Source organism: Erythrobacter sp. S158 (genome assembly GCF_057364915.1).
In genome coordinates, this window is the sequence record NZ_CP200279.1 from 1609501 (window position 1) to 1628026 (window position 18526).

General features: G+C 61.0%; 20 protein-coding genes. 9 read left to right on the forward strand and 11 right to left on the reverse strand.

Features of this window, described 5'->3' with window-relative positions; translation table 11 throughout:
- Nucleotides 1-104: 104 nt before the first annotated feature.
- A complete protein-coding gene (locus AC0V6T_RS07980; RefSeq protein ID WP_486125837.1) occupies nucleotides 105-707 on the forward strand; it encodes a DUF1826 domain-containing protein in 603 nt (200 codons plus the stop codon).
- A 1-nt stretch (nucleotide 708) separates the two neighbouring features.
- The gene (locus tag AC0V6T_RS07985) at nucleotides 709-1065 is read left to right on the forward strand and encodes a MerC domain-containing protein (RefSeq protein WP_486125839.1); all 357 of its coding nucleotides are present in this window, start codon (nucleotides 709-711) and stop codon (nucleotides 1063-1065) included.
- 10 nt (nucleotides 1066-1075) lie between these two features.
- Here the strand turns inward: AC0V6T_RS07985 and AC0V6T_RS07990 are convergent, their stop codons facing one another.
- Together AC0V6T_RS07990 and AC0V6T_RS07995 are read right to left on the reverse strand one after the other, a co-directional pair.
- Nucleotides 1076-2281, reverse strand: a complete 1206-nt coding sequence (locus AC0V6T_RS07990; protein ID WP_486125841.1) for a type III PLP-dependent enzyme — start codon at nucleotides 2279-2281, stop codon at nucleotides 1076-1078.
- A gap of 149 nt (nucleotides 2282-2430) precedes the next feature.
- Nucleotides 2431-2988 (reverse strand): LemA family protein, encoded by a 558-nt coding sequence (locus AC0V6T_RS07995; RefSeq protein WP_486125843.1) that lies wholly within the window; start codon nucleotides 2986-2988, stop codon nucleotides 2431-2433.
- Nucleotides 2989-3072: 84 nt separating this feature from the next.
- Between AC0V6T_RS07995 and AC0V6T_RS08000 the strand changes: the two genes are divergently transcribed.
- Entirely contained in the window at nucleotides 3073-4119 is a 1047-nt protein-coding gene (locus AC0V6T_RS08000; RefSeq protein ID WP_486125845.1) for a DUF3137 domain-containing protein, read from the forward strand.
- Between the two features lie 4 nt (nucleotides 4120-4123).
- Here the strand turns inward: AC0V6T_RS08000 and AC0V6T_RS08005 are convergent, their stop codons facing one another.
- The 4 genes from AC0V6T_RS08005 to AC0V6T_RS08020 form a co-directional block, all read right to left on the reverse strand.
- The gene (locus tag AC0V6T_RS08005) at nucleotides 4124-5317 is read right to left on the reverse strand and encodes a carboxynorspermidine decarboxylase (protein ID WP_486125847.1); all 1194 of its coding nucleotides are present in this window, start codon (nucleotides 5315-5317) and stop codon (nucleotides 4124-4126) included.
- Between the two features lie 33 nt (nucleotides 5318-5350).
- Nucleotides 5351-5887 carry an O-acetyl-ADP-ribose deacetylase gene (locus AC0V6T_RS08010; RefSeq protein WP_486125849.1) on the reverse strand — a complete coding sequence of 179 codons (537 nt, stop codon included), beginning with the start codon at nucleotides 5885-5887 and terminating at the stop codon, nucleotides 5351-5353.
- Nucleotides 5888-5968: 81 nt separating this feature from the next.
- Complete coding sequence (locus tag AC0V6T_RS08015; RefSeq protein ID WP_486125851.1) at nucleotides 5969-6703, reverse strand: hypothetical protein; 735 nt, start codon at nucleotides 6701-6703, stop codon at nucleotides 5969-5971.
- 16 nt (nucleotides 6704-6719) lie between these two features.
- Entirely contained in the window at nucleotides 6720-7931 is a 1212-nt protein-coding gene (locus AC0V6T_RS08020) for a saccharopine dehydrogenase family protein (protein ID WP_486125853.1), read from the reverse strand.
- 243 nt (nucleotides 7932-8174) lie between these two features.
- Here AC0V6T_RS08020 and AC0V6T_RS08025 point away from each other — a divergent pair, with 243 nt between their 5' ends.
- The 5 genes from AC0V6T_RS08025 to AC0V6T_RS08045 all read left to right on the forward strand — a co-directional run bounded on the left by AC0V6T_RS08025 (nucleotide 8175) and on the right by AC0V6T_RS08045 (nucleotide 12092).
- Nucleotides 8175-9131 carry a threonine ammonia-lyase gene (locus AC0V6T_RS08025; RefSeq protein WP_486125855.1) on the forward strand — a complete coding sequence of 319 codons (957 nt, stop codon included), beginning with the start codon at nucleotides 8175-8177 and terminating at the stop codon, nucleotides 9129-9131.
- A gap of 96 nt (nucleotides 9132-9227) precedes the next feature.
- Nucleotides 9228-10442: a BtaA family protein gene (locus tag AC0V6T_RS08030; protein WP_486125857.1), complete on the forward strand. Its 1215-nt coding sequence runs from the start codon at nucleotides 9228-9230 to the stop codon at nucleotides 10440-10442.
- Nucleotides 10442-11116 carry a class I SAM-dependent methyltransferase gene (locus AC0V6T_RS08035; protein WP_486125859.1) on the forward strand — a complete coding sequence of 225 codons (675 nt, stop codon included), beginning with the start codon at nucleotides 10442-10444 and terminating at the stop codon, nucleotides 11114-11116. Before AC0V6T_RS08030 ends, AC0V6T_RS08035 begins: the two co-directional genes overlap by 1 nt.
- Before the next feature lie 73 nt (nucleotides 11117-11189).
- A complete protein-coding gene (locus AC0V6T_RS08040; RefSeq protein ID WP_486125861.1) occupies nucleotides 11190-11645 on the forward strand; it encodes an MAPEG family protein in 456 nt (151 codons plus the stop codon).
- A gap of 21 nt (nucleotides 11646-11666) precedes the next feature.
- On the forward strand, nucleotides 11667-12092 hold the full coding sequence (locus AC0V6T_RS08045; RefSeq protein ID WP_007163908.1) for an MAPEG family protein: 426 nt from the start codon (nucleotides 11667-11669) through the stop codon (nucleotides 12090-12092).
- Nucleotides 12093-12113: 21 nt separating this feature from the next.
- Here the strand turns inward: AC0V6T_RS08045 and trxB are convergent, their stop codons facing one another.
- Both trxB and AC0V6T_RS08055 read right to left on the reverse strand, forming a co-directional pair.
- On the reverse strand, nucleotides 12114-13085 hold the full coding sequence (gene trxB, locus AC0V6T_RS08050; RefSeq protein ID WP_486125863.1) for a thioredoxin-disulfide reductase: 972 nt from the start codon (nucleotides 13083-13085) through the stop codon (nucleotides 12114-12116).
- 62 nt (nucleotides 13086-13147) lie between these two features.
- Nucleotides 13148-13939 (reverse strand): tyrosine-protein phosphatase, encoded by a 792-nt coding sequence (locus tag AC0V6T_RS08055; protein ID WP_486125865.1) that lies wholly within the window; start codon nucleotides 13937-13939, stop codon nucleotides 13148-13150.
- A 172-nt stretch (nucleotides 13940-14111) separates the two neighbouring features.
- On the opposite strand from AC0V6T_RS08055, the gene AC0V6T_RS08060 reads away from it, so the two are divergent.
- Complete coding sequence (locus AC0V6T_RS08060; RefSeq protein ID WP_007163905.1) at nucleotides 14112-14573, forward strand: response regulator; 462 nt, start codon at nucleotides 14112-14114, stop codon at nucleotides 14571-14573.
- A gap of 2 nt (nucleotides 14574-14575) precedes the next feature.
- Here the strand turns inward: AC0V6T_RS08060 and AC0V6T_RS08065 are convergent, their stop codons facing one another.
- The 3 genes from AC0V6T_RS08065 to otsB all read right to left on the reverse strand — a co-directional run bounded on the left by AC0V6T_RS08065 (nucleotide 14576) and on the right by otsB (nucleotide 18519).
- Nucleotides 14576-15913 (reverse strand): alpha,alpha-trehalose-phosphate synthase (UDP-forming), encoded by a 1338-nt coding sequence (locus tag AC0V6T_RS08065; protein WP_241761175.1) that lies wholly within the window; start codon nucleotides 15911-15913, stop codon nucleotides 14576-14578.
- A 62-nt stretch (nucleotides 15914-15975) separates the two neighbouring features.
- Nucleotides 15976-17772 (reverse strand): glycoside hydrolase family 15 protein, encoded by a 1797-nt coding sequence (locus AC0V6T_RS08070; protein ID WP_486125868.1) that lies wholly within the window; start codon nucleotides 17770-17772, stop codon nucleotides 15976-15978.
- A 3-nt stretch (nucleotides 17773-17775) separates the two neighbouring features.
- Nucleotides 17776-18519 carry a trehalose-phosphatase gene (otsB, locus tag AC0V6T_RS08075; RefSeq protein ID WP_486125870.1) on the reverse strand — a complete coding sequence of 248 codons (744 nt, stop codon included), beginning with the start codon at nucleotides 18517-18519 and terminating at the stop codon, nucleotides 17776-17778.
- Nucleotides 18520-18526: the final 7 nt, after the last annotated feature.

Sequence of the window (18526 nt, forward strand, 5' to 3'; positions counted from 1 at the left end):
GAGGACCGGGACTTTAGCGGAGTTCGATTATTCAAGCTCTTGAAAGCCAAGTCTAGGCCGCCTAGTGTATGAGATAGTGTAACGTCTCATGAGTTTACATCTGGATGCCCCAACTCCTCGAACGCAGCGCTCGTTTCTCTGACGAGGCGAACATCCTCGGCGATATCCGCGAGAACGACTGCAATCTCGCTGTCTGGAGGCGCGAGCCGCTGCCCTGCGCAGAGGCGTTCATGCGCGAGATGAAGGACGACATTCGCGTCACAGAGAAGCTTCCTTCGCTTGAGCAGACACTGACCGACAATATGATTTCTACCGGAGCGACCCGAAGCCCTACCCTCGAAGCAATGGTCGAGGATGTTGGCATGCTGACTCGCAAATTCAGTGCGATCGCCGATGTCGACGCGGTGGACTTGCGGCTGGCGGTGGTGACCACCAATTCCTGCCGCAAGTTCCACGCGGACTACGTGCCAATGCGGCTAATCACGACCTATGTCGGCACAGGAACCCAGTGGCTTGACGGTCAGGAGGTTGAGCGACTTCGGGCCGGCGAAGAGCCGCGAACCATCAACACCTTGGCGACAGGCGATGTCGGCATCTTCAAGGGAAAACTCGCGAGCGACAATCCGGCGATCCACCGCTCGCCGCCCATCGGCACGACCGGGGAAAAGCGCCTCCTGCTGGTCCTGAACCCGGCCGAAGAAGACTGAAGTGTCTGCCACTGCCTCTTATGACCGCGCGGCTGCGGCTCTCAGTCTCGCTTGCATCGTGCATTGCGTCGCGCTTCCGATCGTCGCGATCACTTTGCCGTTCCTGGCGGGTTTTGCTGAGACCGAATGGGTGCACTGGCTGCTGACCGGACTAGCCATCGCGGCATCAGGCACTGTCATTGCGAAAGCCCCGTCCGCGCGCACCCTCACGTTCCTGATACCTGTTCTTTCGGGCATGGGCCTGATAGCGGCAGCACTCTTTGCAGAGCCGTTCGGCGTCGACGAAACCATACCCACGCTCGCAGGCGGCTTGCTGATGGCTTCAGCACATGTCTGGCGGCTCAGGCAGCACGCCTGAGCCTTCGCAATCAGCGGAGATTGACCACATTGTCGGTGGCTTCGCGCTGCCGGCTGCCGTCGAAGAGGCTCATCATCGGTTCGTCTTCGACAATCACGATTTCTGCATCGCCAAAGCCGTTGAAGCCGGTTTTCATGGCAGCGCCGTAAGCTCCGAGCACACCGATCTCGATAAAGTCGCCTGCCTGAATGTCTCCGGGCAGCGGAAACGGACCGGCCATGTAGTCGGCATCGTCGCAGGTCGGACCGTAGAATGCGAAGTCCTCGACCGCATCGCGCAGGTCGTCTTCGAGCGCGTTCACGGGGAAGCGCCACGAGACATGCGCTGCATCGTAGAGCGCGCCGTATGCGCCGTCGTTGATGTAGAGCTCGTTCCCGCGGCGTTTTTCGACGCGCACGATCATGCTCGAATATTCCGCGCACAACGCCCGGCCCGGCTCGCACCAAAGCTCTGCGTTGTAGGCGATGGGAAGCGCATAGAAGTGCTGGTGAATGATCGCGAAATAGTCTTCGAGCGGGGGCGGCTCCATGCCCGGATAAATGCTCGGGAAACCGCCGCCCACGTCGATCATGTCGATCACGACCGACGCCTCTGCGATGGCAGCGCGGGTCCGGTCGAGCGCTTGCACGAAAGCAAACGGCGTCATCGCCTGGCTGCCCACATGGAAGCATACTCCCAGCCAGTCACAATGCTGGCGACAGGCCTGAAGTAGCTGCGGCGCTTCGAGCAGGTCGCAGCCGAATTTGCTCGCCAGTGACAGCTCGGAATATTCCGACGACACGCGCAGGCGCACACACAGGCGCAAGTCGGTTGCAGGTTCGCCCGTCTCGGGGTCGGAGCAAGCTTCGACGATCTTCTCAAGCTCTTCGAAAGTATCGAGGCTGAAGGTCTTTACGCCGTGCTCGTGATAGGCCTCGGCAATGGCGCGGCGGCGCTTGATCGGGTGCATGAAGCACAGGTTTGCATCAGGCAGCAGCCCTCGCACAAGACGCACCTCGGCAATCGACGCAACATCGTAATGCGTCACGCCTGCATCCCACAGGACTTCGATCAGATCAGGAGCGGGGTTCGCCTTGACGGCATATAGAACCTTGCCGGGAAACTTTTCGACAAAGTACTTCGCCGCTCGCCGCGCAGCGTGCGGGCGGTTTAGGATGACTGGTTCTTCGGGCTCAAGCGCCCGTGCTACAGCCTTGGCGTCAGGAAATGTGCGCAACTCAAGGGACCCCCTAAGGTTCAGTGTTCAACCAAACGGTTCGAGGCTGCCTTGCGGTACGTCCCTTGGGGCAGCGGAAGCGCGCATATAGTCACGATGCGCAGATTCGCAAACAAAATGTGTGAGACGGGCGAAGGTTCCCCGCGGCCTCAAAAAGCGACGTTAGGCACCTGATCGACGGTTCCGCGCTCGGAATCGTCGAGCTTGTTGAAGTCAGCTTCCTGAAAACCAAGGGCGCCCGCGAACAGCACCGCCGGAAAGCTTTCGCGCGCCGTGTTAAAGCGCGAAACAGCCGCGTTGAGCGCGCGCCGAGCGGCGGCAAGCTTGTCTTCTATGTCAGCCAGCTCTCGCTGCAGCTCCTGAAAGTTGGTTGAAGCCTTCAGGTCAGGATAGGCCTCACCCAGCGCAAGGAGATTGTCGAGCGCGACGCGCAAGCCCTGTTCGCTACCGCTGTCGGGATTGCCTTTGGCTGCGACATTGCGCGCGCTGATCACCGCTTCGAGCGTCTCGCTCTCATGGCCGGCATAGCCTTTGACCGCCTCAACGAGATTGGGAATGAGATCATGACGCTGGCGCAACTGGGCGTCGATATCGGCGGTACCCTGACGCACATTCTGCCTCAGGCCCACGAGATTGTTGTAAATCCCGACGATCAGCACCGCGATCAGCGCCAATACGCCTAAAACAACCCAACCAAACATTCCCATTGTCCACCCCTCCTTTACCGGGCAGGACTATAGTAGCGAGGGAAGGTTAAAGAAAAGGGCAGATTTCTGCCGTTTGAGGGGGTTATGCAGGCGGACATCGATCGACTTCTTGGTGGCGAACTCGGTCGATGGCTGGCCGAGCAGGAAGAAGTGCGCGCTGCGGCCAAGGCAAAAGCCAGGGAGCGCTGGTTTTACGGCGCCCTGATCTGCCTGCCGCTATTCGGCTTCATGTGGTTCCTCCCCGCGATTGCGTGGAACTTCAAACTGTTCATCGCCTTTGCCGCTGGCGGCGCAGCCTATGCCTGGGGCTATGCGGTCATCGCGGAGGCCAAGAAAAACGTGAAGGTCGGGATCAATTCCGCGATCGCGGCGGATCTTGGCATTCAATACAATGACGAAGTCTCCCCAGGATGGGAGTACGACACCGCCCGCAAATTCTCGCTTCTGCCGTCAAGCGACCGAAGGAATTTCGAAGACCGCTGGCATGGCGAACTCTCCGGCCACCGCTTCAACCTTTACGAAGCGCATCTCGAAGAGCGGCGCGGATCTGGCAAGAACCGGCGCTGGGTGACGGTGTTTCGCGGCGCAATCATCGACATGGGGTTCGGGCGCGATTTCCATTCGACCACCCTCCTCCAACGCAAGGGAAAGCACAAGAAATGGTGGGGCTTTGGAGGCCGGGCGGACCATGTGACATTCGACGGCCACCGGCTCGATTTCGTCGACCAGGTCCATCCCGATTTTGAAGACGTGTTCGAAGTCTACAGCGACGATCAGGTCGAAGCGCGCGTCCTCATCCACCCGTCCTATATCGAACATCTCCTCGAACTCGAGCGCGTATTCGGCGGCGATGCGGTACGAGCGGTGTTCAGCGCGGGCGAAGTGGTGATCGTGGTCGAAAGCGGCAATCTGTTCGAAAGCGGCACGATGAACGCGCGCGATGATCACGCCAAGGTCGCGCAGGCTGCCGAACAATTCGGCGCGATGGCGCGCCTTGCGCTTGCGATCAACCAGAACGAACGCGGGCGAGCGCTCGGGTCAGAGCCGAGAGCAGATAAACCCCGCATCACCGATCACACTCGCGAAACGAGCCAGCCCCGCGCTGGCGGTTTCGGGCGCAAGGGCCTCTAAGCCGTCAGCTCAGGCGGTCGCGGAAATCCTCGTATTCGAAGCGCTTCACGCAATCGAGCGCATCGGTTTCGCTGTCCCAAAGCCAGATGCTCGGCAGCGGGACGCCGTTGAAAGTGTTGGTCTTCACCATCGAATAATGCGCTTGGTCGAGAAAAGCGAAACGCGCGCCCGGATCGGCAGGAACCGGTAAGCGATAATCGCCGATCACGTCACCCGCGAGGCAGGATGGCCCGCCCAGACGGATCGGGATCTTGTCCTCGTCGGTAAGTTCTCCCAGCATTGCCGGTCGATATGGCGCTTCGAGAACGTCGGGCATGTGGCACGTCGCGCTGATATCGGTGATGCCGATTGGCACGTCGTTGAAGCCAGTATCGAGCAGCGTGCCGACGAGGATGCCCGCATCGAGCGCCACCGCTTCGCCCGGCTCGATGATGATTTCAGCGCCCGTGTCCTCGGCGGCGTCACGCAGGAATTCTACCAGCTTGTCGCGCTCGTAGTCGGCGCGGGTGATGTGGTGGCCCCCGCCCATGTTGATCCACTTGAGTTGTCCGAACCACGGCTCAATCACGTCGAAGACGCGGTCCCATGTTTGGCGCAGCGGCTCAAAGGTCTGCTCGCATAGATTGTGGAAGTGAATGCCCTCGACGCCTTCCATGTGCTCTTCGGTCAGCTGGTCGATCGGAAAGCCGAGGCGCGAGCCGGGGGCCGAGGGGTCGTATTTAGGCACCTCTCCGGTCGCGACCATCGGGTTGAGCCTGAGGCCCACCGACACGTCGCCGCCCGTCACTTGCGCCTGGTCAAGGATAAGCGCGGCGCGCTGCGTCTGGGCGGGTGAGTTGAAGATGACGTGCTCGGACAATCGGCAGATTTCTTCGAGGTCTTCAGGCTTGAACGCTGCTGAGTAGGTCGCGATTTCGCCGTCGTAGAATTCGCTCGCCAGCCGCGCTTCCCACAGCCCGCTGGTCGATACGCCGTCAAGATACTCGCCCATGATCGGTGCGACCGACCACATCGAAAATGCCTTCAAAGCCGCAAACACCTTGATCGAAGCGCCATCGCTCGCCGCTGCGTCGCGAATGTCGGCGAGCATTTGGCAGTTTTCGCGGATCTTGGCAGCGTCGACGACGAAGGACGGACTATCGACGCGGGAGAGATCGAAATGGGCGAACGCGCCCGGATTGCCGGCTTTAGTTTCCATGGCCGCCCAGATAGGCGCGCGCAGCCTCTCGCGCTAGTCGGTTAGCGCGAGCGATGTGGCTTGCTTGAACGCAGCCTCCACGCCCTCGCCAAAGCAGACAAGCGCGATGCGGTCGAAATCGCCGGGGCGGTTGCGCACTTCCTCGATCACGGTCGCCACTGCGATTTCGGCTGCCATGCTGACGGGATAGCCGAAAATGCCGGTCGAGATTGCCGGGATTGCCACGTCGCGAGCGCCAAGCTTGCTCGCCTGATTCAGAGATTCTCGATAGCAACTCGCGAGCAATTGCGGCTCGCCCTTCTCGCCGCCATTCCAGACAGGTCCAACTGTGTGAATGATGTGCTTTGCCGGTAGATTGTATCCCTTGGTTGTTTTGGCCTGACCGGTCTTGCAGCCGCCCAGCAAGCGGCACTCATGCACCAGATCGCGCCCTGCAGCACGGTGGATCGCGCCGTCGACGCCTCCACCGCCCAGTAATGAGGAATTCGCAGCGTTGACGATGGCATCGCAGGCCATCTTGGTGATGTCCCCCACCACCACTTCAATCACTGTCGACCCTATTTGCGGCATCGCCCACCCCTTGCTGCCAGCCTTACCGCCTAACGCAAACAAGTGCTGCGGTCCAACGTGTAATAGGCAGCCCAAGATTGACTAATCGTTGCCCTGCACGGCTCCCATATCCAACGCCTCGAGACCTGAAAGCACGTCCTGGCGGCAGGGGGTTTCGCCGCGATGGACTGTGCGGATGCGGTTCGGCTGGGGCTCGGCTCCGATTTGCCTCATCAGCCTGAGCGTTGTCGCTGGTGCGCGTTCCCAGCCCTCATAGGCGTGGAGCAGGTTGTTCGCGGCAAGCAAGACCTGCGTGCGCCCGGCGTCGCCGAGGCGCGACGCATCGCTGCGCGCAAGGGCAAGCGTTGCCCAATCGGTTTCCTCGCGTTGCGCAGCATTGCGCAGGTCGCCTGCGACAAGGCCGAGAAACTCGTAGGATTCCGCAAGCTGCGCTGGCAGGTATTTGCGCGTTTGCGCCGCCAGCGCCCCGTCCCACGCGGTCAATTCGCCCGCGCCCTTGGGTGGATGGCTGGTGAAGACACCCTCGCGAAGCGGCCGACCTGCCTCAACCGAAGCGATAATCTCGCGAAGATTAGCGGTTATGCACTCCGCTTGCAGACCGCGCTGGATCAGGCTGGTTCCGACATTGTCGAGCTGTCGGTTCAGCGCTGTCCGGCTCGCCTCGAAATTCGCGCGCGCCTGCTGCGCCTGAAAGCGCTCTTGCAGCATTTGCGCCGCGAGAACGCCTAGCAGCACGACGATGAATTCGAATACGAAGATTGCGGCCCATTTCGGGCCATCGAGTTCGCCGAGACGATGTCGCAGGAGTGTGAACACGTAATGCGGCCTGCGATCAGAAGTCGACCGGCCCGTCCATTTCCTTCACCTGCCACGGCAGACCGTGTTCGTTCAGCATGTCCATGACAGGGTCGGGGTCCATTTCTTCCATGTTGAAGACGCCGTCTCCTTCCCACTTGCCGGTCACCATCATCGCAGCGCCAATCATGGCAGGCACGCCGGTCGTGTAGCTCACCGCCTGGTTGCCGGTTTCCTCATACGCGGCCTCATGGCTGCAGATATTGTTGATGTAGAACGTCTTCTCGCCCGACCCGTCGAGCGCTTCGCCGGTGGCGATGACGCCGATATTGGTGTTGCCCTTGGTCGTTTCGCCCAGCGTCTCGGGCTTAGGAAGGACGGCGGCGAGGAACTGCAGCGGAATGATTTCCTTGCCCTGATACTTGACCGGATCAATCCGGGTCATGCCGACATTCTGAAGCACGGTGAGGTGCTTGATGTATTCATCGCCGAAGGTCATCCAGAAACGCGCACGCTCAATCTCGGGATTGAACTTGGTGAGGCTTTCGAGCTCCTCATGATACATCATGTAGGCGTTTTTCTCGCCCACCTGCTCAAAGTCGAAGGTGATCTTCTTGCCCATCGCCGGGGTCTCGACGAATTCGCCGTTTTCCCAGTGGCGCGCGGGCGCGGTGACTTCGCGGATGTTGATTTCAGGGTTGAAGTTGGTCGCGAACGCCTGACCATGATCGCCGCCATTGCAATCGAGAATGTCGAGCTGGCGGATCGTCTTGAGCTTGTGCTTCTTGAGCCACATCGTGAAAACGGATGTCACGCCCGGATCAAAGCCCGATCCCAGAAGCGCCATCAGTCCGGCTTCCTTGAAGCGGTCGTGATAGGCCCACTGCCACTTGTATTCGAACTTCGCCTCGTCCTTGGGCTCGTAATTGGCGGTGTCGAGATAATCGACACCTGCGGCAAGGCAGGCATCCATGATCGGCAGGTCCTGATACGGAAGCGCGAGGTTCACGACGAGGCTCGCTTCGACCTTCTTGATAAGGTTGATCATCGCCGGGACTTCTTCGGCATCGATCTCGTAGGTTGTGATGTCGACCCCGGTGCGGTCCTTCACGCTGGCCGCGATGGCGTCGCATTTAGACTTCGTGCGGCTGGCAAGGTGGATCTCAGGGAATATATCCGCGTTCATCGCCATCTTGTGAACGCACACGCTGCTGACGCCGCCAGCGCCGATTACCAGGACTTTGGACATGAGAGTTTCGCCTCTTGGAATTGATTCTTGGATGGCTCCTTAGGGCAATGCGGGCGCGCCCTCAACGAAGGCACCCATTTCCTACAGGGCCGCTATCAGGCATAGCGCTGGCATGGCGTTACAGTTCCCAACAATCTCGAAAACCGCACAGCTGCAATCGCCCGGAATTCCGGGAGTTTTATTAGCCTCTGGACCGTGTAACATGCGGTCCATGTTAGGGTGTATCATGGGGGTGCCGAGCCGATGAACGCTGGCCGCAAACCGACTCGCGAAGGGGTGCTAGAAGCGGCGAAGAGCATCGGGGCGATCCTGCCGCCGACCCCGCTGCTCGCGGTCGAGATCGCGGGCACGCGCGCTTTCGTGAAAGCAGAGAACCTGCAACCCATCGGCGCCTTCAAGATCAGGGGAGGCTGGTGGCGGCTCTCCTCGCTTTCGGAAGAAGAGCGCGCTGGCGGCGTGGTCGCGGTCTCTTCGGGCAACCACGCGCAAGGCGTCGCTTGGGCGGCGAAGCGATTGAGGATCAAGGCCACAATAGTCATGCCGCGCGATGCGCCCGAGGTGAAGCTCGCGAACACCCGCGCACTCGGGGCCGAGGTCGTGCTCTACAACCGCCCCGGCGAAGATCGCGACGAAGTGGCAGCACGGCTGATCGCCGACCAGGGCGGCACGCTCGTCCACGCGTTCGGCGATCCGTGGGTCATCGAAGGGCAAGGAAGCGCCGGGGTAGAGGCGCAGGCCCAACTTCGCCGCCAGCCTTCGCGCTTCATCGTGTGCTGCGGCGGTGGCGGGCTTGCCGCAGGCCATGCCCTCGCCTGCCCGAACGCTGCGATCCACGTCGTCGAACCGGCAGGTTGGGACATGGTGGGACAGGCGCTCGCAACCGGCGCGATCGTGAGCGCAGCCGACGATGCGCCGCGCACGATCTGCGATGCGCTCCAACCCACGGCCACGAAGCAGCTCAATCTCGACGTCCTCAAAGAACGCGCCGAGCCCGGCGTCACCGTCACAGACGACGAGGTTCGCGAGGCGCAGCGCTGGGCCTTTGCCAACTTGCGCATGGTGATCGAGCCGGGCGGCGCAGCTGCCCTCGCCGCTGCACTCGCTGGCAAGGTTGCGGTCGACGAAGACACAGTCATCATGCTCACCGGCGGCAATGCGGACCCTGCGCGATTTGCGCAGACCATCCTTGCCGGAGTATAGGATGCCGTAGCGGCCAAGCGATCTGTGGAAACCGTCACACAAGCGACATGCGCCGATCATAAACACCCCTCACCATCCCTCACGAGGCCAATTCCCATGAACGCTCAACCCAAACGGATCATCGAAGACGCGGTGGTGCGAAAGGACGCAAGCACAAAGGACAAGCTGCTCGACAAGGCCTTCGCGCTCGCCTTCAACGGCCTTGTCTACGCGCAGATCTGGGAAGACCCAGTGTGCGACATGGAAGGCCTCGCGATCGAACCCGACAGCCGCGTGATGAGCATTGCGAGCGGCAGCTGCAATGCGCTCTCCTACCTCACCGCGAACCCCGCAAGCGTGACGGCAGTCGACCTCAACCGCGCTCACGTCGCGCTGGGTCAGCTCAAGATCACGGCGATCAAGCACCTGCCCAATTACGAACGCTTCCACCGCTTCTTCGCGCATGCCGACCACAAGGAGAACAAGGCGGTCTACAAGGAGATGATAGCCCCGCATCTCGACGAGGAAAGCCGCAAATACTGGGAGAAGCGCGACATCCGTGGGCGTCGGCGGATCAGCTACTTCACCAAGGGACTGTATCGCCGCGGCCTGCTCGGCAACTTCATCGGCCTCGCTCACCTGTTCGCCAAGCTCTACAAGATCGACCTCACCAAGCTGCTCAAAGCCGAGACGTTGGAAGACCAGCGCGCGGTGTTCGAGACCGAGCTCGCGCCGGTCTTCGACAAGCGCTTCATCCGCTGGCTGACCGATCAGCCCGCCTCGCTGTTCGGCCTCGGCATTCCCCCCGCGCAGTTCGACGAGCTTGCAGGCGATGAACGCATGGCGGAGGTCCTGCGCCGCCGGTTGGAGAAGCTCGCCTGCGACTTCGAGATCAAGGACAACTACTTCGCCTGGCAAGCCTTCGGTCGCGGCTATGACCGCGCCGAGGACGCGCCGCTGCCTCCATACCTTCAGCGGAAGAACTGGGAAGCGATGCGCGAACGGATCGACCGCCTCGACGTCGTGCGCGCCAACATGGTCCATTGGATCGGCGACCGCGAGAAAGCTTCGATGGACCGCTTCGTGCTGCTCGATGCGCAGGACTGGATGAACAACGCGCAGCTCGACGATCTGTGGGGCCGGATCACACGCGCCTCTCGCCCCGGCGCTCGCGTTCTGTTCCGCACTGCGGCCGAACCGACGATGCTTCCGGGCCGTCTCGACGATGCGATCCTGTCGAAATGGCGCTATCTTGATGAGCTGTCGGCGGACCTCACCGCACATGACCGCTCTTCGATCTACGGCGGCGTGCACGTCTACGAGCTCGCCTGATGGACGCGCAGACCGCAAACACCTCTCATGGGGCGCTGATGGACAGCGTCTACAAGGGGCAGCGCCACATCTACGACCTGACGCGCAAGTACTACCTCTTCGGACGCGACACGCTGATCGAGGGGCTTGATGCGAGGCCGGGGATGCGGGTGCTGGAGGTCGCCTGTGGGACAGGACGAAACCTCGCCAAGATCGGCAAAGCGTGGCCGGGGGTGCAGCTTTATGGGCTCGATATCTCGTCAGAGATGCTGAAGAACGCGCGCAAGGCCGTTGGGAAAAACGCAAAGCTCGGCCTTGGCGATGCCTGCGCCTTCGATGCTGACGAGACGTTCGGCGAGCCGGGTCTGCGCGAGAAAGGCTTCGACCGGATCGCGTTGTCCTATTCGCTCTCGATGATCCCGGACTGGGAGGGTGCCCTCGCTCACACAGCTTACCAGCTAGCCCCCGGCGGTGAGTTGCATATCGTCGATTTCGGTGATCTCAGCGGTCTGCCTGGACCGCTTGAAAGACTGCTCCACAAATGGCTCGCGAAGTTCCACGTCCGGACCCGCAGCGACCTGCCCGAAGCGGCGCGCCGGATTGCGAAAGCGCATGGCACGGAACTCACTTCAACGCGCGGCAAGCTCGGCTACTTCCAGCTTCACGTCCTGAAGGCACCGCGCACAGGCTCCTGACCAGTTGCATTTGACAATCGAACCCGCCTCTCGCAGTTAGGCGTCAATTAGGAGAGGAAGGGGATCGCTCGCAATGCAAGCCCAAATGCTCGCGCCTGCCGCTGTGCTGGTGGTGTGGACGCTGATCGTACTGTTCTGGATCATCCCGTACCGCTTCGGCGCAATAGCGAAGGTCGAAGACAAGTCGAAACTGCCCCGTAAGGAAGGCGTGCGCGGCGCGGACCTGGAGGGCGTCATCCCTGACAAGGCCAACTGGCCGGCGCACAACCATACGCACCTTCATGAGCAACCGACGTTGTTCTACGCGGTGAGCCTAATCCTCGCGGTGGTAGGTGCAGGCGCGTTCGATGTGATGCTGGCATGGATCTATGTCGGTATCCGCGTGGTGCATTCGCTGTGGCAGATCTTCGTCAACAAGATCCCGGTGCGGATCGTGCTGTTCTTCACAAGCACATTCGTCCTGATCATCCTCGCCGTTCGCGCAGTGATGGCGACAGCATTCGCCGACCCAAGCCTCGCGCCTCAATAAGACCTGATCGGAAGACACGACATGATCGGAATAGAAATCCTGCAGCCCGTTATCGCACTGATGATCTGGACGATGATCATTTGGGCGTGGATGTATGCGTCGCGCATCCCTGCCATGGCGAAGGCCGAAATCGCGCCCGACGATGCGCAGATCGTGGGGCTGCTCGACCAGAAGCTTCCGCGCGAGGTTCAATGGAAAGCGCACAACTACAACCACCTGCACGAACAGCCGACGGTGTTCTACGCGGTCGCCATTGTCCTGGCGCTTCTCGACCAAGGGGGCGGAGCCAACGCGTTCCTGGCGTGGATCTATGTCGGGCTGCGCGTAGTGCACAGCCTCGTTCAAGTCACCGCTAACAAGGTGATGGTGCGGTTTGTGCTGTTCGCATTGTCGAGCGTCGTGCTGATCACGCTGATCGCGAAAGCGGCCTTCGTCGCCTTCGCCTGACGCCGGATGGCGGAGTAGGCTCTACTCCGCCGCTTCGGCCTCTTGCTTGGCGTCGTCCATGGTCGCAAGGAAACGCTCGCCGTCGAGTGCGGCCATGCAGCCCATGCCTGCTGCCGTGACAGCCTGACGATAAACGTGGTCGGTTACGTCACCGGCTGCAAACACGCCAGGGATGACAGTCTTGGGCGTGCCAGGCTCGGTATCGAGATAGCCGCTCTCATCCATTGGCAGCTTGCCCTTGAACAGCTCGGTCGCGGGGGCGTGACCGATCGCGACGAAAGCACCGTCCACTTCGAGAGTCGAAGTCTCGCCGGTTTGCGTGTCCTTGAGGACGAGGTGCGAAAGCGTGCCGTTTTCCCCTGCCTCGAAGCTCTCGACAGTCTTGTTCCAGAGCGTCGAAACCTTGGGGCTCTTGAACAGGCGATCCTGCAGGATCTTCTCCGAGCGCAATTCGTCGCGGCGGTGGATCAGGGTCACGTCGTCGGAGTGGTTGGTGAGGTAGAGCGCCTCTTCCACAGCGGTGTTTCCGCCGCCGATCACCGCGACCTTCTTACCGCGATAAAAGAAGCCGTCGCAGGTTGCACAGGCCGAAACGCCCTTGCCGCCGAGCTCCTGCTCACCGGGAACGCCAAGCCACTTGGCCTGAGCGCCCGTCGCAATCACGATCGTGTCGGCGATGTATTCGTCGCCGCTGTCACCGACTGCGCGGAAAGGCGAGCCGCCTTCGAGATCAACGCTGGTGATGATGTCGTACATCATGCGCGTGCCGACATGCTCGGCCTGCGCCTTCATCTCTTCCATGAGCCAAGGCCCCTGCACCACGTCGCGAAAGCCGGGATAGTTCTCGACATCGGTGGTGATGGTAAGCTGGCCGCCGGGTTGCAGGCCCTGAACCACGATCGGCTCAAGCATGGCGCGCGCGGCGTAGATCGCTGCGGAATAGCCAGCAGGGCCGGAGCCGATGATGAGCATCTTGGTGTGATGAGTAGCCATGGGTCGTCTCTTCAAATCTGGTCAGTCGTTACCGTGCGATATGGGGTCGCAGCGCAGCCTTGTCACGTCAGGAACCGCTCCCTGAGGCGAGCTTTCCTTGTGTCATCCACACCTAAGCTATTTGCAAGGTATGCATCGACGCTGCCGTGGTCGCGGGTGACCTCGGACCAGTAGCGCTCGATATACTCCTCGCGCACTCCCATGAGGTTGCGGATCGCCTCGGGCTCTATCTCGCCGTAATGCGCCTCCATGCGCGGTAGCGACTGGCGCTCGAGAATATGCTGGGTCGGTGCATCGTTGGTGCGCATGAATTCGGCGACAACGTCATCCTTGTGAGCACCGAGCACATGAAGAAGCAGGCTTGCTGCGATCCCGGTGCGGTCCTTGCCCGCAAAGCAATGGACAAGGCTACCGCCCTCGCGCGTTTCCAGCGCCTTGAAATATCGGGAGAACATCTCGATCATCGCGGGATTTACGGGCATGCGGGTGTAGACTGAGAGCATGCGCTGACGCGCCCTTTCGGCAGTCATGTCCTCCTTGTCCCATCCGCCTTCATGTGGCGGTGAGCTTGTGGTCTCGCCGTCGAACGCGATGACATCGGCACCGAACTCATCGTGCCGCCGACAGGGAAAGCTCGTCCGCTCGCTCAGGCCGCGAAGGTCGACGATTGTACGGATATCGAGGCTCTGGATCGTGTCGAGATCCTCGTCGGAGGCTTCCATGTGCTGGCCTGAGCGAAACAGCAGGCCGCTCCTGACGCGGGCACCATCAGCAGCCGCGTAGCCACCGTAATCGCGCAGATTGTGTATGCCATCGGTTGGCAGGAAGGGTTCGAGCTTGGTCTCGCGAATCATGATGCGTCCCGTCTGACAGCGCGCCCGCCATCGGGCAACAGCGCGCACGCGCCGATTGTAGGTAGTGGAACGGAGGCGACGCCAAAGGCGAATTTGTGTCACCGTGCCTATTGCAAACCGACCCTTTCAGCGCGGTCGCATAGCGACCCGAAGCAACAATGGCCCCTTGATAATGGCGTTCATACTTATCGCAGATGACGACGAACTGATTGCCGAACTCGCCTCGCAGGTCCTGATCGATGCCGGACACGCCTGCGGCTGGGTGACGAGCGGTGAGGAATGCTGGACGCTCCTGCAACGACGACGGCCCGACATTCTCTTGCTTGACCAGAACATGCCGGGCATTTCGGGCGTGAGCCTGCTGCGCAAGCTGCGACAATCCGAGAACTTCTACGACCTGCCGGTTATCATGTTCACCGCGATGAGCGGAGCAGATGACGAGAACCAGGCGATCTATGCAGGCGCGCAGGACTATATCCGCAAGCCCTTCGACCCACGAAGCCTCACCAGCCGTATTCAGCGTATCCTGTCAAAACGCGGCGACCAGCCACAGCACACCGATCTCAAGACGTATCTGGCACAAAGCTCTGGACAGGTGGAGGAAGAACGCCGACCCGCGCGCCGCGCTATCTGAAATCAGTCAGCCGCGAGATCAGTGCAGAAATTCTGGGTCCAGTCGCGAACATCATCGTCGCGCACCGTCGCAATCATCGCCTCGTAGCGCGACTTGCGCTCTTCAAGCGGCATGTCGAGCGCCTTGCGGATCGCTCCCGCCAGCGCGTCGGGGCTGTGGGGATTGACCAGCACGGCGCCCTTGCCATCGCATCCTAGCTGATGCGCTGCGCCCGCGAATTCCGAGAGGACCAGTACGCCCGGATCTTCCGGGTCTTGAGCTGCAACATATTCCTTGGCGACCAGGTTCATCCCGTCACGCAGAGGGGTGACGAGCCCGATCTTGGCTGCGCGGAAAAACCCGAATAGCTGGGCATGAGTGTAGCCTCGGTTCACGTAGCGGATCGGAACGATATCAACCTCGCTGCGCGCGCCGTTGATCTGTCCGGTCTTCTGCTCAAGCAACCCGCGGATCTGCTGGTAGCTTTCCACGTCTTCGCGGCTCGGCGGAGCGATCTGGATGAAAACCAGGTCGCGTGTGCGCTCAGGATGCTCGTCGAAGAAGCGCCCGATGCCGTCGATCCGTTCAGGCAGTCCCTTGGAATAGTCGAGCCGGTCAACCCCAATCATTGCGGTCCTGTGCCGTGTCGATGCGAGGAGGCGCTGGCTAGCATTGCGCGCTTCGCCTGTGTCGCCCTGCGCCTGAAAGTGTTTCCAATCGATCCCGATGGGATAAGCGCGCGCGGTGGTCGTCCGGCCTTCATGCGTGATGCGCCCGGTATCGTGATCGACCTTCGCGCCTAGCTCGGTCTCGCAATAGTGGACGAAGCTTGAGAGCCACTCCTTCGTCTGAAAGCCGATCAGATCGTACGAAAGCATCGTGCGCACCAGCCGCTCATGAAACGGCAGCGAGGTCAGCAATCGCGTCGGAGGCCACGGTGTGTGCAGGAAGAAACCGATGCGGTTCTTGATCCCGCGTGAACGAAGCCGCTCGCCAAGCGGGATCAGGTGATAATCGTGCACCCATACCAGGTCGTCTTCTTCGATCAGCGGGAGCGCGCTCTCGGCAAAACGGTCGTTGACCCTTTCATAGCCCTCGCCGGTGCGGTTCTCGAACCGGGCAAGATCAATGCGGTAATGAAAAAGTGGCCACAGCGTCGAATTGGCATAACCGTTGTAGTACTCACCCACGTCGCGGGTTGAGAGGTCGATTGTTGCCGTCGTCACACCGTCATTGCGTTGCAGGTCCATGTTGCCGGTGCGGTCTTCGCTCTCCTGCCCGGACCATCCGAACCATACCCCGCCCCGATCCTTTAGCGCTGCGTTAAGCGCGCCTGCGAGCCCTCCCTGAGCACCCGCCACCCCGCGCGCCTTTGGAACGGCGACGCGATTGGAGATAACCACCAGTCGGGATTGGGCATTCGCTATCGGACTTCACTCCATGGTTTGGACAACAGCCCAGCGCAATTGATTACTCCAACCAGCGAATAGGTCTGCGGAAAGTTCCCCCAAAGCTCGCCGGTTTCGTAATCGAGGTCTTCGCTCAGGAGCCCCGATTTGGTCGTGTGGCTGAGCATGGTTCGGAACAGGCTGCACGCTTCTTCGTCGCGGCCCGCGAGATGCAACGCCTCAATCAACCAGAACGTGCAGACGTTGAACGCGGTTTCGGGAGCGCCGAAGTCGTCTTCAGCGGCATATCGCAGCATGTGATCACCGCGCCGCAGATGCTCTTCCACTGCGGCAAAGGTTTGTTGGAAACGCTCATTGTCAGGAGAGAGAAAGCGCAGCTCGACCATCTGGAGAAGGCTCGCATCGAGATAGTCAGATTCGAAGCTGGCGCCGTAGTGGCTCCCTTTTCCGTTCTCTTTCCAAGCCTTGTCTTCGATCTTTGCACGGATGGCCTCGGCGCGGTCGCTCCAGACCTTCGCGCGGTCTTCTTTACCGATATGGCGCGCAACATTGGCGAGCCTGTCGCACGCGGCCCAGCACATCACCGCGGAATAGGTGTGCACTTCCTGCCGAGTGCGGAATTCCCAGAGCCCGGCATCAGGCTGATCGTGCATCGCCCATGCCATCTTGCCGACCTGTTCGAGGTTCTCGAAATCGTGCTCGGTCGCGGGGCGCAGGAGTTGCTGGTCGAAGAAGCCCTGAACGCTCGGCAGCACGATCTGGCCGTAGCAGTCGTACTGAACCTGCTTGTACGCGGCATTGCCGCGCCGCACAGGCCCCATGCCGCGATATCCGGCGAGATAGGACGCGGTCGTCTCATCGAGCTCGCTTTCGCCCATCACAGAGTACAGCGGCTGGATCTGGCCGCCCTTCGCGCCGTCCACGATATTGCGCAGATAGGCGAGATACTTCTCCATCACATCCAGCGCACCAAGGCGGTTGAGTGCCTGGATCGTGTAATAGGAGTCTCGGATCCAGCAGTAGCGATAGTCCCAGTTGCGCTCCGAATGCGCGGCCTCCGGGATCGACGTCGTAAGCGCCGCGACAATCGCTCCGGTTTCTTCATGCTGGCACAGCTTGAGAGTGATTGCGCAGCGGATCACCTCTTCCTGCCACTCAAGCGGAATGGCGAGCATGCGCACCCAGTTCTGCCAGTATTTGCGCGTCGATTGCTCCATTGAGCGGATCTGTTCGCGCAGGTTTCCAACAAATGGCTCATCCGGGCCGAGGAAAAAGTGCGTGTCATCCTCGATCCGGAAGGTGCGGCCTTCCTGGATGTAACCAACCGGTGCATCGGTCGAGAGGCGTAGGCAAGTCGCTCCTGTAAGATAGCGGATGTGGTTCGTGCCGTGAGTGGTGTCAGCAACGCCCGCGCCGTAATTCTTGGTCGGGTTCAGCACCACCTTGATACGCGGCGTGCCGCTGATTGGGCGGACGATGCGGACATAGGCAACCGGGCGATACATCCGACCCGACCGCTCGAAACGGGGACAGAAATCGAGGATTTCAACAGCGCTGCCATCCGTCGCTTCAAGCGTGGTCAGAAGGTGAGGCGTGTTGCGGATGTAGCGTTGGCTCGCCGAACACTGCCCTTCGAGCTCGAAGCGCCAGATCCCTGCATCACGCTGCTCTCCATTGAGAAGCGCGGAGAACACCGGGTCGCCGTCGACGCGCGGGACGCAGCCCCAGACCAGCGCCCCGGTCTCGTCGATCAGGCCGGAAACCTGGCAATTTCCGATTGGCCAAAGTTCAAGAGAGGGTGTGTGTGCCAAACGTCAAAGCTCCAGCCATGAATGGACCATCGAAACCGTCTTTAGGCGATACTTCGCGCGCGTTTCCTCGCGCTCGCCAACAAGGATGCCTGCTCCGCCCATCTCATCGCAGGCCCGAAAGCCTGCTTCGTCGGTGAGGTCGTCGCCTATGAAGAAAGGGCGTGCGCCTGAGAATGCTTCCGTCTGCATCAAGGAGGAGACGGCAGCGCCCTTATTCGCATCGCCTGCCACAAGCTCCACCACGCATTTCCCACCCTGCGCAGCCCAGCCATGCTCCGCCGCGAGCGCCTCGGCAAAATCATGAGCGCTCGGCCCTTTGTGAGGGTTCCGCCTGTAGTGAAGTGCGCCGCCGTGGGGCTTGTGTTCGTATTCGAGTCCCTCGCTCGCGGCGAACTCTCGAAGGCGCTGTTCGATCGAGGCGGGGATTTCTGCAGGCCCGTTACCGATAGCTGAACCATCAGCGCCTCTGATATCGGATCCGTGCGACCCAGCCATCGCCAGAGATAGTGGCCCGGTATGCCGTTCGATATCGTCGATGCCCCGCCCGCTCACGATGGCGCAGCGCCCTTCGAGACGATGCGCGAGATGGGCGAGCCGCTCGGCGAGATCGGGCAATGGTGCGATGGCGTCCGGCCCCTCGGCCAATTCTACCAGCGTCCCGTCGAAATCCAGAAAAAGCGCGATGTCTTGCCCTTCGAGCAGGGTCGCAAGCGACGGCGGCGCTCCTGGAGCAAGGGCTGACTGCATGGCGACT

Excerpts from the sequence above, each read along its gene's own strand:
- AC0V6T_RS07980 (WP_486125837.1), top strand. The coding sequence starts at position 105 with ATGCCCCAACTCCTCGAACGCAGCGCTCGTTTCTCTGACGAGGCGAAC.
- AC0V6T_RS07995 (WP_486125843.1), bottom strand. The coding sequence starts at position 2,988 with ATGGGAATGTTTGGTTGGGTTGTTTTAGGCGTATTGGCGCTGATCGCG.
- AC0V6T_RS08000 (WP_486125845.1), top strand. The coding sequence starts at position 3,073 with ATGCAGGCGGACATCGATCGACTTCTTGGTGGCGAACTCGGTCGATGG.
- AC0V6T_RS08005 (WP_486125847.1), bottom strand. The coding sequence starts at position 5,317 with ATGGAAACTAAAGCCGGCAATCCGGGCGCGTTCGCCCATTTCGATCTC.
- AC0V6T_RS08010 (WP_486125849.1), bottom strand. The coding sequence starts at position 5,887 with ATGCCGCAAATAGGGTCGACAGTGATTGAAGTGGTGGTGGGGGACATC.
- AC0V6T_RS08020 (WP_486125853.1), bottom strand. The coding sequence starts at position 7,931 with ATGTCCAAAGTCCTGGTAATCGGCGCTGGCGGCGTCAGCAGCGTGTGC.
- AC0V6T_RS08025 (WP_486125855.1), top strand. The coding sequence starts at position 8,175 with ATGAACGCTGGCCGCAAACCGACTCGCGAAGGGGTGCTAGAAGCGGCG.
- AC0V6T_RS08030 (WP_486125857.1), top strand. The coding sequence starts at position 9,228 with ATGAACGCTCAACCCAAACGGATCATCGAAGACGCGGTGGTGCGAAAG.
- AC0V6T_RS08035 (WP_486125859.1), top strand. The coding sequence starts at position 10,442 with ATGGACGCGCAGACCGCAAACACCTCTCATGGGGCGCTGATGGACAGC.
- AC0V6T_RS08040 (WP_486125861.1), top strand. The coding sequence starts at position 11,190 with ATGCAAGCCCAAATGCTCGCGCCTGCCGCTGTGCTGGTGGTGTGGACG.
- AC0V6T_RS08045 (WP_007163908.1), top strand. The coding sequence starts at position 11,667 with ATGATCGGAATAGAAATCCTGCAGCCCGTTATCGCACTGATGATCTGG.
- trxB (WP_486125863.1), bottom strand. The coding sequence starts at position 13,085 with ATGGCTACTCATCACACCAAGATGCTCATCATCGGCTCCGGCCCTGCT.
- AC0V6T_RS08055 (WP_486125865.1), bottom strand. The coding sequence starts at position 13,939 with ATGATTCGCGAGACCAAGCTCGAACCCTTCCTGCCAACCGATGGCATA.
- AC0V6T_RS08060 (WP_007163905.1), top strand. The coding sequence starts at position 14,112 with ATGGCGTTCATACTTATCGCAGATGACGACGAACTGATTGCCGAACTC.
- otsB (WP_486125870.1), bottom strand. The coding sequence starts at position 18,519 with ATGCAGTCAGCCCTTGCTCCAGGAGCGCCGCCGTCGCTTGCGACCCTG.